The organism is Oribacterium sp. HCP28S3_H8, assembly GCF_052064775.1.
Lineage (GTDB): Bacteria > Bacillota > Clostridia > Lachnospirales > Lachnospiraceae > Oribacterium.
The window spans coordinates 317,210-331,669 of record NZ_JBQHUZ010000004.1 but is presented as its reverse complement, the minus strand read 5'-3'; the positions used below and the strand labels follow the sequence as shown (position 1 = coordinate 331,669).

The following is a 14,460-nucleotide window of genomic DNA, read 5'->3' as shown; positions in this document are numbered from 1 at the left end:
ACCTCCGGTTAGTTTTTTGTTTGAGCACTTAAAATTTTACCCAAAGGTACTAGTCATGTCTATTTTTTTATTCGGTTTTAAAAGAATTTGCGCAATTAATTATACGTTATCTTAAGGTAAAATATTTATTCTCATCTTTTGTCAGGTGAACGCAGTGCCATGGATCGATTCTTCGATCAATGCCTTGTTATCTCCCTGCATGGCAACAGCTACCGGGGGTTCAAGATGCGGAAGAGATACGGGTATTGAGAAGAGGAGTGAAACCCATCACCTCTGTTTGAACTTATGCCACTCATGTCTTGCTACATATACGAATAAAATCCCGATCAGATACCCCATCACATCGAACGGAATGTCTGTGATGTCGAATTCGCGTCCCGGGACAACGATCTTACTGAGCTGGTCACATATCGACACAACAGGCGCATTCAATGCACCGGAATTGCCAAATGATCTTCTCTGAGAATTCACCATATGCAATCAACAGCGATGTCTTCTCTTTATGTCTGGCAATGTAAGGCATGGATAGCCTTTATCTTCCAGTAATGCCTTATGAGCCATATCGTCATCATCAAGTGGAACCGCCTCAATGTAGTTTGGATCTAAATCTAGTTCTATGTCTCCAAAGTTGGTCAGCTTTAAGTAATCTACTTTAGAGGCATTTTCCATCAAATGTAACAGCTCTTTTTCGTCAAGCGTATCTATAAATTTTAAGTTTCCTATTTTGTCCATGTCATATGATATTTGAATCTCACACTCAGTTTCTGCAATTGCCCTTTTAAAGCCGATTTGCGTATATGCATATATAACCCACTCACGATCTTCGGAGTCCCATACTGACCGATCTTCATCAAAAACTGTTCCTTCACCGTCCACTAGGCATCTCGCTAAAGTCTTTATGATGATTTTATCATGTGTAATTTTTAAAGCCGTTACTATGTCCGGATCACAATTAACTTCTGAACTATATATATTGTTTATTTCTGGTCCTTCCTCAAAATCATATTTCTCGGTTCCGAAGGCTTCTACTGCAAATCCATCTTCAGCTCTTTGGTTAAGCTCTTGCGCATTTGCTTCAAGTATCTTATTAATGAATCTGATAGGTAGTATTGATTCGTCTTGTTCTAATAATTTCATGGCATCATCAATACCTTTACAAATGACAATTTGATTAAATCCCTTGATTGTATTTTCCCAATCTTTGTCATCAGAAATCAAAAGCAACCTACTCTCGCTATGTTCCTGCAGATATGATATTATTGAGCTCAGAACAAAAGCATCTGGAAATTCATATTTCTTTTTCCCAGTCTCACTAAACGGGGGCATAGATGAGAAATATCTATTAAATACTTCCTTTGGATCCGCATAGTGCAACATGATTGCTGAAGTGTAATTATTCTTATAGGCGCTATAAAGATCCTGTGCAATATTAATCTTATCTATTGGTAGTTTTGACTTGATCTCGTAGTACTTGAGCAATTTCTCATTCTCACGCAAATTCTTCTTCAATTCCAAAACTTGCCTCACCAGAGTGGAATCCTCTATATGCTTCTTTACCTCTTGGTCAAGAATATCGGATTGTAGCAGAGTGATGCCCTTACTTCGTAGTTGCTCAAAAAACAAAGGTAATGTAGATGAGCGAATTCCTAAGAAATCACTATTGTTTTTGATAAAAATATTTGTATCTATTATTGCCGTATTTATATAGGTATTTTTTTCCATGTGATTGTGCACCTTCGCCCAGATCGTATTAACATTCCCACCGTCGCATGCTAATCACCTTATGTCCCATACTCCTCTGCCGCCAGAGATATGAATCGTCTCGCCTGCGAGCATATCACCTGCATCGCTAACAAGTAATTTCGCGTATGTGGCAATCTCATCTGGGACAATCATTCTTCCGAGTTTATTATCCTCTGAATAAATGTAAACGGTAAATAATCAGTGCTTTTCTGCCCGAAAAAAGGATCGCTTCTCAGCGACTCTTTTTCCGACAGATCTCTGGTAATTCTTCCGACCAGGGAAGCAGCCGCTCCATGCTGGCAGCTTCGTCCTCATCGGATTGAAACTCACCAAGCTTTGGAAGTTCGGTGAGCAGATACTCGAAGTATTGATACAGGTTAAGGCTGTTGGCCTTGGCCGTTTCAACTAAGCTGTATATCACGGCGCTGGATTTTGCTCCGGAGATGGTGTCACACATCATCCAGTTTTTCCGTCCGACTGTGAAACCTCTGATTGTGGCCTCCGTGCGGTTGTTGTCCAGCGGAATCTCTCCGCATTCAAGGAACGTCAGGAGATATGATTCCTGGTTAAGGCAGTACTGGAGGCCTTCCTGGGTCTTATCACTCATCAGGATGCTCTTATCTTCTGATATCTTATGAACCCACGCAAAGAAAGCGTCAACAAGAGGACGTACTTTATCCATACGTTCCTTCTGACGTTCTTCAGGGCTAAGGTCCTGCAGTAGTCCTTCCGCATGATAGATAGCAGCTATCATGCGGATCGCATCTTTTGCGATGGTTGCCGGGAGCTTTACCTGCCTGGACTCTGCTGCTTTGACTGCATCGGAGAACTTCCTTCGGGCATGCGCCCAGCACTCGGCGATCTTTATGTCTTTTACCTTTCGGTCCAGTGTTTTGTAACCGCCGTAGCCATCGCAAACCAGGTATCCGGAGAAGCCTTTCAGGAACTCCAGCGGATGATCGCTGCCTCTGGTCTTCTGGTATTCGTAAAGGACAATCGGATGGTCAGTATAATACTGACCGGTCCGGTAGATCCACATGTAACTTTTGGCTCCTGCTTTCCGACCGTCTTTTGTTACTTCAACGGTCGTTTCATCCGCCTGCAGGACCTTATACTCTGAGATGAGTAGTTTCCGCAGGTAGCTGTAAAGCCTCGAGAGGTACCGGTCTGTACACTTGATCGTCCAGGATGCCATGTTTTGCTCTGAGATATGCACGCCGTTTCTATCGAAGTCTTTTTCAACCCTTCTGAATGGGACAGCGTTGACATACTTGGCATTGATAAGTGCTGACTCCAATGACGGGCTCACAATGCTTCCGCGAAGCAGATAAGGAGGTGTTTCACCTTTTACAAACTTCGGAAGACCGGTCTTGCTGCGATAGACAGCGACATGCGTTTCCTCAACTTTCCAGCCTGCGGGTATGAAGACCAGTCTCTTATAGACTTCATCATCCATCCGGCGGCAGTTGTCGAGAGAACCGAATTCCCGGATCCTTACTTCTTCCGGAACGTCATTCGTAGGAAGCTGGATGACCGGAATACCTTTAAGATCAGCCTCTTTCTTTCCCTTTGGACGTGGTTTTCTGATCCGGACAACGGTCTCGATCGAAGGCTCTTCGGGATCCGGGTTCTGATCATGGATTGCTTCGGCTTCATTAAAGTAGATGTTGCCGTCCGCATCGAACCATCCCTGGCCTTCCTGCTCACTTAGCTTTTCCGTGTGCCTGCCAAAACGATAGTTGTTGGCGATCGCGATCTGCTCGGTCAGCTTGTCCAGCTTTGCATTGACAGAAGCAAGCTGCTCCTGCATGGACAGAACCATGAGTACGAGCGCTTCCTTGGAAAGCTCATTCAGTTTTTCAGGTGTATAGTTCTTATCCATGATGACCTCCGAATACGAACTTATTATACCTGAAAGCCTTATAAACAGCCACTTTCAGCCGCTGGGGCTGTCGTCATAATGCCTACGGACCAGACATCGCAGGACGGCATCAGAAGAAGGTGATATACAGTTGTCAAAGATCATTCCTGCTTTTCCGGACGCTCACATACAGTCATACATTGAGCGTCAGAGCTGTTAACAGGAGATTCGAAAAACGATTCCGGGTACCATTGGAGTGCCTCAGAACACAGAAAAATTTCTCCGTATTGCACAAACAATTCATCCAATACGCTTCGGATGGATCTCGCCGATCAGTCCGGATTGTAGTGGATTAAAGCCCTTCATCAGCTCGGCGAACTGTTCCCGTGTCAGCTGTTTAGCTTCGGCGACAGTCCTTGGCCACTGGTATCGGAATCCTGGAGCAAGCCGCTTATAAAGAAGGAGAAATCCATCTCCTTCGAAATAGAGCCCTTTGATCCGGTCACTCTTTCTTCCACAAAAGAGGAACAGGGTTCCTTTCTCTGTCGGAGTAAGATGGAACTTCTCCTGAATCAGGAAGGCAAGTCCATCGATGCCAAGTCTTAAGTCGGTGTAGCCGCAGGCAATGTAGATCTTTGAAACACCGACTGCATCCTTAAGCATTGCGAATCACCTGAAGGACATCGGTAAGAAGCTGTCTGGATGTTCCTTCTGAGACACCAATCGTGACTCCGTTTAAAGTAATGGTGAGCTGCATTCGGAAGTCACTTGATTGTTCGAACCCTGGCAGCGCAGGCTCCGCTGAATTCACCTCAGCAAACACTGGAGTATTGCTCTGGAGGATTTCAGCTCTCAGCTGTTTCCTTCTATAGTAGAAAGTCTTTGTACTGATCTGGTTCTGGCTGCACCATTCGGCAACAGATAACCCACTTGAAGATTGCTGCTGGACCATGGTCATCCAGGATCTGTGTTGAACTTTCGTAACCAATAACTCGGCGCCCATAAGATTCCCCCTTTGTCTTAAGGTTCTTAAGAACCTCAAGAATTGTCTAAGGGGATTATCCCAAAATCAGGGCATGACAAGAAGACACTTAATATTTACCGTTTACGAATAAATGCTGTCTCCCTCATGAATTCCAAGCAGCGGTGTGGCAGTTGACCCGGGAGCGATGGCATTTACAATGATTCCTTCCGGCGTCAGGATTTCTGCTAGCCCTTTTGTCATGCCATTAATTCCCCATTTTGAAATGCCATATGGAGACCAGGCAGGCTCTGATCCTCTGGAAGAAGAAATCAGAAGAATATGCCCTTTCCTCTGCTTTTCCTTCCAGTATTTTGCCATTTCGACACAAGCGAAATATACACCTTTAAGATTGATGTTCATAACCCGGTCATACTCACCCGGTGTCATTGTCCAAAGATTAGCATTCTCACTGTGAACTCCCGCAGAATTGACAAAAATATCAATGCTACCAAACTTAGTTTCTGCTTCTTTGATTGTGGAGCCAATAGAATCTGTGTTAGATAGATTGAAGATAACTGACTCTACACCTCCATCAGGAAACTGTTTTTTACATTTTTCCAGCTTCGCGGTATTTGTTCCACCCAGAATCACCTTGCATCCGCACGCATGTAATTCTTTTGCAATAGATATTCCAATACCTCCGCTGCCACCAGAGATCAACGCCACCTTCCCTGCGAGTAGCTTCTGCTCTGATACCGGCTTCTCAACTGGAATGATTTTCTTTTCTCTTGTTGCTCTTATAATAGATAAAACTGCACCTTTAATTCCCATCATTCATCACTCCATTGTATCCTTGGCAAACGCTTTTTCAGCATTTTGTAATGAACGCTTTGCAAAATATACTGGCAAATAAGATTTCAAAACGATACCAATCTTCTGCTTTGAAGAAAGGTGTGAGTGTTTTATAACCAATGGCTCATAACGTTTTAATTCTTTTTTTGCTTTCAACAATTCCTCATAATATTTCATTTCTTCCTTTGCCCCAACAATGTACATGAGTAAGTTGAAATAGTTAGTCCAGATATGCCAATTAAATGCTTCTGTTATTTCGGGCGACTGCAATTTGATTTGATCTTTAATATAGAAGATATTATTTAATGAACTAATTCCGTTTTTCACTTCTCGCTGTGTGCACCCACTATTAGGATTATTCAATCTATAATCATAAACTTTTCTATGTCCTACAGCTACACGTGGTGATGCTTGAGCAACCATAGCAGAGAAATAAAGTCCTTCTCCAAACCATGCAACCGAAAATGTGATATGATTTTCCTTTATAATATTCGCCTTGTAGAGCTTGTTCCATGGACCGACGGGAATAATGAATGTATTAATAATACCTGCGACTGCTTCTTTATTAGTCCAAATTCGAACATTATCTGTATCATTTTGTTTACGATCTCTGGTAGTAAATATACTGTCAGTCATCGACATATCAGCATTGTTGTCTTCAAGGATTGATACAAGATACTCTACACAATCGGATTCAAGCCAATCATCCCCATCGGCAAACATGATGTATTCCCCAGTTGCTTCTAACAAGCCTTTATTTCTGGCAGAGCACGTTCCTTCATTTTTCTGATGGAATGATTTAAAGCGACTATCTTTTTTCGCATACTCGTCTGCGATGATTCCGCTGCGATCAGGGGATCCATCATCGATGAATACAACTTCTAAGTCACGATATGTCTGGTTTAAAATAGAATCAGCCAGCTTTCGTATATATTTTTCCGATTTATATAATGGTATGATAATTGAAACCTTCATAAATTCTACTCCCGATTTTATTTTTATACTTAAATATAAGTCCAATTTGGATTTTTATATGGTTAATATTGATAGGCATCTTTTTTCTTGAACCACCCTCTATATTTTTATAGTCAGACAATATCTGATCTTTCTCTGAGAAAGTCGATTGATATCGCTTTAATCTCTGTGTCCATATGATCAAGATAATCTACAATCTCAATGAAGTTTGTTGGGCATATGTCAATACATGCCGCAGCTCTATGTATACTGATAAATTTCACCTATTATCTGCATAAATGCTTATCGCTTGGCCTTTCTAAAAATACTAAGTAAAATAGGCTTCCATGAATCTTTAAATAAGAAAATTGCGGTAACTAGTAAGATAACCTGTACTCCAAAAGCCACATGCCCTTTCATATAGGTACAAAATGAGGACAATAGCAAAATTACTGTTCCTCCTATAAATTCAATGTTATTGATTTTATATATAATATATTTTCTGGTATGTACCATTCTGAATAAAAATACCAGAAAGTAGCTAATACAAGTAGCTAATGCAGCACCATATACTTGTATGATTGGTATCAGAATAAAATTTAACGTCACATTAAAAGCAGCTCCAAATATACCCGAAAATAAATACCCAAAACCATCTTTATGAACCGTATAACTCGTTGCTATAAAAGTCCCTAATGTCAAGTAAACACAGCCTATGGTTAAGAAAGGTATGTATTTCCATGCAGTAAAGTAATTAGCCGATACATATATTCTTAGAAACAGCTTCGAGAATGTCAAAATAGCTATGCCTACTAGCATAATAAAACCTGTCAACGCTTTAAACACTTTATTATTATACTCGCTCTCATCCACAGCATTTTGTTCTCTGATTGCAGAATATCCCCACGCTTGATTAAAGACCTGAGTTAATGTTATTACAAGCGTCGGCAATTTATAAGAGATAGCATAGATACCGTTTGCTGCTATTCCTACCATCCCGGTGACCATTATGCGATCAGATGAATTCATGATCCACCACATAAATGAATTTGGAATCAAAACAATTGAATATCTGACCATCTCTTTAAGTAATGGAACATTTATTCTTCTAATTTGAGATTTAGAAAGGCTTTTTCCGACAACAATCGCATACAATGCGGTTATAAAGTTGGCTAAAATATATGCCATTAGGTATCCTTCAATACCTCTAGAAAAAACAACAAGTAAAACGACATTGAAAACAGCAATAAGTAAAGTATTAATTATGTTTCCAATAGAATATTGTAACAGCAGTTCTTTTCCTCTCAAGTCACATAGAAAGAGTTGACTAAATGCTGATGAAATCACATAAAAGTAAGTAAATATCGAATAAGCGGATAAGCTTCCAAATATTTTACATATTGGAATAATAATAATACCAAATAAGCTTCCTACTAATAGTACGTATATACCACATCTTGTTATCATTTTATGGTCTGCATTTTTATCAAGTGCAAACCGCATCACTGATTCTCCAATATTCAAAGTAATTATGGGTACTGCCACTGTACTAACCGTAGTAATAAGATCAACTGTACCATATTGACCTGTTGTTAAGGCATTAGTATAAAGAGGTATCAAAAAAAATGAGATGAATTTTGAGCCCAGATTACCTATTGTAAAAAGCATGGTATTTTTTAACAAATAATCTCTTCGTGAATCCGTATTCATATAATGCAATTCCTTGAAATTTATATACCTGCAGCAGAAAGGTAGTCCATAGTTTTATTTCTGTTTTCCATGATTATGGAATCAAATTTTTTATAGTCATCACAATACTCAAGTCTATTTCCTATCATTTCAGCATTGGAAGCTACATGTTCACTCAAATTCAATCTTTTTACGAGATCCTCTAGTTTATTCTTATTACTATCTCTGATTATGACAGCAAATTTTTTATGAAAGATACTACTAATTACAGTCCCATGAAATGTATCTGTGACTACACATGCTGCATTGTCAAAATAATGCAAAGCTTCAAATGGGTCAACAATGATATAATCATCAGCCCAATATTGAAAAGATCCTAGACATACCGTTTTTAAATTATGATCTTTTGCAAATTTCTTAATCGCTAATATCTCGTACTCATCGGATATTCTATTTCTATAAGAATATATAATCATATACCGATTTTTATATCTGAAGCTGGAACTTTCTTTGTAATGCACATCATTTTGAAAGTCATATATAAGTACTGGATCCAAATTAATCGTAGCTTTTTTATTCGTAATACCAGTGACAAACTCGAAAGTGTTTTTATCACGCACTGAAATACTATTAAGATTATTTAGATATAATCTGATCTTTTGTTTCCATTCGGATGACAAGTCGTCAATCGTAGAATATCCGCATGATGCTGCGTAAGATATGACTTCTCTAGAATTATGAAGACCGCCAAAAAAATCAGGAGAAATTCCCCATGGGTTAGATGGATTAAAATTAAAGACCTCATCGCTTCCAATGATGGTTAAATCTGCTGGTTTGTCAAAAACAAGATGGTTTGTTACGCCCAAATATTTTCTGAGTGAATCAGCATACATCCTTTCGAATTTTTTCTCTTTCTGTTTAAATATCAATCTATTTATACAGTATTTATCAATGCGTTTATTTTTTGAGGGTACAATTGGTTTACATGTCTTGGATCCAGGTTCAGGGTCAATGAAAGTAACTTTATGTCCAAGTGTTTCAACGGTCCTTTTTAATGCATAGGCCTGGAGAAAAGATCCGTAGTTATATACCCTATGCATTGTTAAAATATTAATATTCATATTGGGTTAACCCCTTGTCTGTTTTAATTTTACTGTTCCAAAGTAAAGATAATCCCAAGAAAAAATATGCTGATAGGTTAATTTCTACCATAGAACAAATAGCCATGCCGTAAATAAAAGCCATAATGGGATAAGATGTTCGATAATCACTCTTATTTGAACTACTGAAAGAATGAAAGCAGACCGCTAAGAAAAAAACAGTTCCAATAATACCATAGTCAAGAAGCATCTTTAATAATCCATTTTGAGCATTCCCCCATGTCAATACGTCTTCTACTATGGTCGAATTAATCCCATAGCCAAATATTGGTTGTCTATTTATCGCATTGATTGCAACGTAGTACATATCCAGTCTTCCAGAAAGCAGTTTTGTTGTGTGCGAATATGTTTGAAAAATATTATAAAAGAATTTGTTGCTCAATAATACATTTGTTCCAACTAGTAAAAATGTTGACCCTATAAATATAAATACGAATACAATTGGCTTAGAAAGAAATACACATACTTTGTCTCTTTTTCCAATGAAAAATACTATTATACCAATAACTAAACAACCTATTGTTCCAGTTACACAAGAAATAAATCTAGTTAAAGCTAAAGTATATAGCAAAAGAATCCAAAAAAATCGCTTCTTAATTTTAACATCTTTAATAAAGTAATTCTGATTAAGAAACAATGAGAGAAAAAACATGTGAATATATGATAATGTAAATTTTGAGCCAAGCAGATACAAATTTAATATGCCATTTGATCCTATACCTTTCCCTCCTGTAAAGAAGACACATAGATCACCAATAATAGCTAATAGAGAAAAATAGGTAAATAATATATTAGCAACATATTGATATTTAGTTTTATTTGATATTTGTTCTGTAATAATAAATATCAAAACATACTTCAATCCTGTAACTATGGCATTTATGGTTCTTGTTCCGGTTTTAACATTTATATATGTACATATAACCGACACAACCATGAATAGAATTATACTTGCATTTTCATATATTACTTGTTTTTTTACAGGTCTACTTAGCAGCCAAATAACAAGTAATATTTCCAATGTAAGACTAAATATATTATTTGCCGTTTGTGAAATGTATGGTATTGGAGTTAAAAGAAAACATACTAAAATATATATAAATGTAGTTATCTTTATTTTCACGATTTTATCCTATATATTAAATTTATTCTTAAGCTGCATAGTCAATATTAGAGCAGTAGTATTATGATGAAAAACCATACTATTCACTATCTTTGACTTCACAGCAACTGATTTCCTGTCAAAACGGTTCATGCATTGACATACATAAGGGTCAAAGCAAATTTCATTTATTCTTTTTCTTACGATATTTTTTTGATTAATGTTTTGCTTTACTTCTAGTTTAATGCAGTATCTTGTAATAGATAAAAATGTATTTAATATTCTTTGCTCACCGATATAATAGATTCCACAATTTTTTGCCCTCCTAATTACTTCCTGAATCATTATCTTTTGTTGGTTAAAACGTTCAGGATTATATTTAGTTGTCAAAGAGTCTTCATTATCATAATAATGATATCCGACATCTGTGGATACTACCGTCCGCGAACTTAATGGATAATAATCGAAATCAAAAATAAGATCCTCACTTATAAATTCTCGTTCCGAGTGGAATTTCAAATCATATTTTTTAATAATTTCCGTTGAGAACAGTACCATGCAGACGGACATTTCAATATAATCAGATCCGTTTGGAAGTTTACCGAGCATTCGAACAAGAATATTATTCTTGACTTCATCTCCCTCGTACTCTCTTCCAGCGCAAACATTAATATGTTTTTCTTTTCTTGTCTTGTGTACTTTGGTATGTCCGCCAAGACAAGTGTCTGCATTTTTTTCTTTTAGACATAAATATAAGGACTCAATATGATTTCTTTCTACTGAATCATCTCCATCTACAAACGTTAAGTACTTTCCAATAGCTTTTTCAATACCTGCATTTCGTGCGCTTCCCAAACCACCATTAGCTTTATGAATCACTTCTATTCTGGAATCTTTTGACGCATACGCATCACAAATATTGCCGCTACTATCTTTTGATCCATCGTCAACAAGAATAATCTGAAGATTCCTGTAAGTCTGATTAATAATACTATCTACGCAGCGTCTAAGATATCTTTCAACATTATAAACTGGCACAATGACACTTATTTTATCCATTTCAAAACCCATAAACTTTTTCCAGTTCCTGCACAGTCCCTGTGATAGAATATCCCTTTTGCGAAATTACTGATGGTGCTGATAATCTTACATTGACTCTTCCTTGTTCTAATATTCTTTTTGCCCATACTTCAGCACTCAGATTTAGCGGAAGCATCCGCGCATTATCAGTAATCATTATCTGCTTATCGATTTGATCTGAGAAATAGCAGGGCAATCCTTCACACTGTGCTTCAACGCCAACAATAGGAAGCCCCTCGTATAAAGAGGGCATTAAAAAGACATCAAATGCACTGTAATAATCTTCTGTCCGGGGCTGCTTTCCGGTATATATAATTGAATTATTAATGCCCATTTCTTGACCAAGATCTTTTATCCTATTCTCATCTTCACCTGTTCCCACAAGCATTAGCTTGGCTTCTGGATTAATTTTCAATATTGCCTTAAAAATTTTCAGAATAAACGGATGGTTTTTTTGCTCAGAAAAACGCCCAACGTGTCCAATTACCAGCTCCTTACCAATCCCATACTCATTCCGTACCATGGATCGATTAATCGGATTAAACGTGAATCGTTTAGTATCTATTCCATTGATAACTATTTGAGTATGGTCAGCCTCTTTCATTCCAAACAGCCATTCTGCCGCCACCCTTGAACACGCCAACCGTTTGTATGTAACTTGATTAACAACCGTTCTAAATATTTTATTTATGCATGGTGAATACCCATTTCCATTATGGCTATGGCTAATTACTTTAATTCCATATTTCTTACAAAATGGATAGGCATAAAGAATCTCAGCTGTCGATCCTGACTGAAAATGAATATAATCATACTTATGTCCATTATCAGCATAGAATCTCTTTAGATCTGCAATACATCCGATGGGATTCTCTTTATATTTCCGAACAAAGAAAAAGTGCTGCTCGCCATCGTCGTAGAACTTTTCTATTTCCTTCTGAAATACACAATGATCCGATCCATGTACCAAGTAATCGTATTTATACTTTGATTTATCAGAAAAGATAGTTGTGTTATAGATAAACGTCTCAACGCCACCCATCCGTTCTGTTAAGCCTATTATTAATATTCGTTTCGGTTTGTTCATTTATCTTAACCTTTGTAACGCTAAATACATCTTTTGATACGGAAGATTCACCTTCAACAATCGTTTCATAAATCCGGTCTTCCATCGGCATTGAAGGAAATCATTTTTCAATTCGTTTTTGTGTAATATGTAATGTGTCATCCCCTTGGGCGCAGCCAGCCTTTGTGTGATACCTTCATCGTAAAACTCCATATCAGCAAAGAGTTTTAAATCATACGAATTTGGATCTGTTCCGGTCTCATAAATCCCGGCAAAAAGCTCAGACGGCTTATATTTAAATTTGCTCAGTAATGAATCTCTAGCTGCTATAGAAACAAAATCAATGGCTCCATGCTGGATTTCCTTGATTTTCAGATAGTCCTCTGTAGGTTTCCCATCTTTGAAATATTCATATGGATATCTCTCTGCAACTACTCGTCCATTTTCACTCTTATATCTTTTAACAGAGCCTCCCTGCTCCAAAAATAGGGTTTCAAATAATCCCACGAATGAACTCCGACAGTCAACAGCATGTGGATTATGTTTGAAGTCAAACAAATAGCCGTTTAAATCCAGATCAAGTCCGTCCACTTCATTTTTCTTATAGAAGTCAGCGACACCAAGATAAAATCCTGTGATCTGATGCTGGATCTCAAGTTTATTCAGAGTTTGCGTCAGATAGCGCTGCATGCTTCCGGCATAGCCAATATCTACAATGCCAAATTTGCCTAAAACTCCTTCCTGTTTCAAATACTCAGTCAGAAGTGAATACTCCTTTTTAGAATTTTCTATAATGTCCGTTGTCAGATCTGTAAGCAACTGCTTTAATTTTTCATCCAAAAAAATAGTTCTTCGGTCAAATATCGTGTCCCTATGAAAACCATACTGGTCCAGCTGTTCTTGATAACGATCAATATCCATTCCCAGACCATCAAAGATAGATTCTATTGAAACAAGCTTGGCATTAACTACCATATTCAGAATTGTCTCAAAGGAATAATCCATCCAGAGGATTGGGCCTCGAAGACTTCTCCTGGAAACCTCAAGGTACTTTGTTTCAATGGAATGGTCCTCAACACATATATCATAGGCTTTTTTCATAATGTAACCATCTCTTGCAAGAAAAAAGAGCTTCGTTATTCCTTTTTCTTTAGCTACATCATGAATCCAATGTGCATAGCCCCACAAAACTTTTCCAAACTGAGCAAATCCAAATTTGTAATATGGATCATTTGTACAGGGCACAACGTTATTGATGAAAGTATTAAGATAGTTCATGCGCAGAGATGAATAGTTCTCATCTCCACGATACTTAATATTTTTTGTATATCTCGGTATCTGAATTGCCTTGACCCCGAGTTTTTGAGGTTCTGCATAGTCGCCAGCTTTGGAATCACCGATATGTATTAATTCCCTTGAATTAATATGTTCTGTATTAACTAAAAGAGTAAACAATGAACCATCACTTTTTACGGCTTGCCTCGAACTCGAAAGGTACAACCTCTTATACGAAACAACACCTATTTTTTCGAGCAATCTCTCAGTCGTTTCCTGTGGCCAATACATATCGGATGTGATAAAAACCGTTTTACCTTCTTTCAAGCATCTATTGTAAACGTCTATCACAGGACGGTTAGGAATAAGAAGCTGAAATTCTGTGTTTAGCTCTAGATCTTTCAGTTTCTTTCTTTCGGATGCAGGAAAGTAACTATAGATATCTTCCATAGTTACTTCCTTTCTGCCACTATTTACTAGACCTTTTCTAGCCTCTCTTTCTGCTCTGATCCGCTTGTCTGCAAAACCTTTACCAACTATGCGTTCCATTAGTCTGAACACATCAGTTGGATTTTCTACATTGCGCTTGACAAGAGTATCAAAAATATCAAAGGAAACATACTTATATGGTTTAATCTTAAGGTAGAGTTCATCGGCATTAATTGAGCTACCACTATTCAATTTCTTTTGTACGGTGCTCTTAAAGCTCATATA

13 protein-coding genes are annotated in these 14,460 nt (G+C 37.7%); all 13 read right to left on the bottom strand.

Annotation, left to right across the window (positions count from 1 at the left end; all coding sequences use genetic code 11):
- Positions 1 to 267 precede the first annotated feature (267 nt).
- The 13 genes from ACTNEN_RS07175 to ACTNEN_RS07115 all read right to left on the bottom strand — a co-directional run bounded on the left by ACTNEN_RS07175 (position 268) and on the right by ACTNEN_RS07115 (position 14,457).
- The gene (locus ACTNEN_RS07175) at positions 268 to 474 is read right to left on the bottom strand and encodes a VanZ family protein (RefSeq protein ID WP_441205433.1); all 207 of its coding nucleotides are present in this window, start codon (positions 472 to 474) and stop codon (positions 268 to 270) included.
- Between the two features lie 6 nt (positions 475 to 480).
- Positions 481 to 1,722 (bottom strand): PIN domain-containing protein, encoded by a 1,242-nt coding sequence (locus ACTNEN_RS07170; RefSeq protein ID WP_441205432.1) that lies wholly within the window; start codon positions 1,720 to 1,722, stop codon positions 481 to 483.
- Between the two features lie 253 nt (positions 1,723 to 1,975).
- Complete coding sequence (tnpC, locus tag ACTNEN_RS07165; RefSeq protein ID WP_441205431.1) at positions 1,976 to 3,625, bottom strand: IS66 family transposase; 1,650 nt, start codon at positions 3,623 to 3,625, stop codon at positions 1,976 to 1,978.
- Positions 3,626 to 3,904: 279 nt separating this feature from the next.
- Complete coding sequence (gene tnpB, locus ACTNEN_RS07160) at positions 3,905 to 4,267, bottom strand: IS66 family insertion sequence element accessory protein TnpB (RefSeq protein WP_321048298.1); 363 nt, start codon at positions 4,265 to 4,267, stop codon at positions 3,905 to 3,907.
- Complete coding sequence (gene tnpA, locus ACTNEN_RS07155) at positions 4,260 to 4,607, bottom strand: IS66 family insertion sequence element accessory protein TnpA (RefSeq protein ID WP_441205430.1); 348 nt, start codon at positions 4,605 to 4,607, stop codon at positions 4,260 to 4,262. Before tnpA ends, tnpB begins: the two co-directional genes overlap by 8 nt.
- Before the next feature lie 102 nt (positions 4,608 to 4,709).
- On the bottom strand, positions 4,710 to 5,402 hold the full coding sequence (locus ACTNEN_RS07150) for an SDR family NAD(P)-dependent oxidoreductase (RefSeq protein WP_441205429.1): 693 nt from the start codon (positions 5,400 to 5,402) through the stop codon (positions 4,710 to 4,712).
- 3 nt (positions 5,403 to 5,405) lie between these two features.
- Positions 5,406 to 6,395: a glycosyltransferase family 2 protein gene (locus tag ACTNEN_RS07145; protein ID WP_441205428.1), complete on the bottom strand. Its 990-nt coding sequence runs from the start codon at positions 6,393 to 6,395 to the stop codon at positions 5,406 to 5,408.
- 282 nt (positions 6,396 to 6,677) lie between these two features.
- Positions 6,678 to 8,084: an oligosaccharide flippase family protein gene (locus ACTNEN_RS07140; protein ID WP_441205427.1), complete on the bottom strand. Its 1,407-nt coding sequence runs from the start codon at positions 8,082 to 8,084 to the stop codon at positions 6,678 to 6,680.
- A gap of 20 nt (positions 8,085 to 8,104) precedes the next feature.
- Positions 8,105 to 9,184, bottom strand: coding sequence for a polysaccharide pyruvyl transferase family protein (locus ACTNEN_RS07135; protein WP_441205426.1), 1,080 nt, complete (start codon positions 9,182 to 9,184; stop codon positions 8,105 to 8,107).
- Positions 9,174 to 10,346 carry an O-antigen ligase family protein gene (locus ACTNEN_RS07130; RefSeq protein WP_441205425.1) on the bottom strand — a complete coding sequence of 391 codons (1,173 nt, stop codon included), beginning with the start codon at positions 10,344 to 10,346 and terminating at the stop codon, positions 9,174 to 9,176. The genes ACTNEN_RS07135 and ACTNEN_RS07130 overlap by 11 nt, the downstream gene beginning before the upstream one ends.
- Positions 10,347 to 10,355: 9 nt before the next feature.
- Positions 10,356 to 11,396, bottom strand: coding sequence for a glycosyltransferase family 2 protein (locus ACTNEN_RS07125; RefSeq protein WP_441205424.1), 1,041 nt, complete (start codon positions 11,394 to 11,396; stop codon positions 10,356 to 10,358).
- Positions 11,386 to 12,492 carry a glycosyltransferase gene (locus tag ACTNEN_RS07120; RefSeq protein ID WP_441205422.1) on the bottom strand — a complete coding sequence of 369 codons (1,107 nt, stop codon included), beginning with the start codon at positions 12,490 to 12,492 and terminating at the stop codon, positions 11,386 to 11,388. The genes ACTNEN_RS07125 and ACTNEN_RS07120 overlap by 11 nt, the downstream gene beginning before the upstream one ends.
- Entirely contained in the window at positions 12,493 to 14,457 is a 1,965-nt protein-coding gene (locus ACTNEN_RS07115) for a hypothetical protein (RefSeq protein WP_441205421.1), read from the bottom strand.
- Positions 14,458 to 14,460 lie beyond the last annotated feature (3 nt).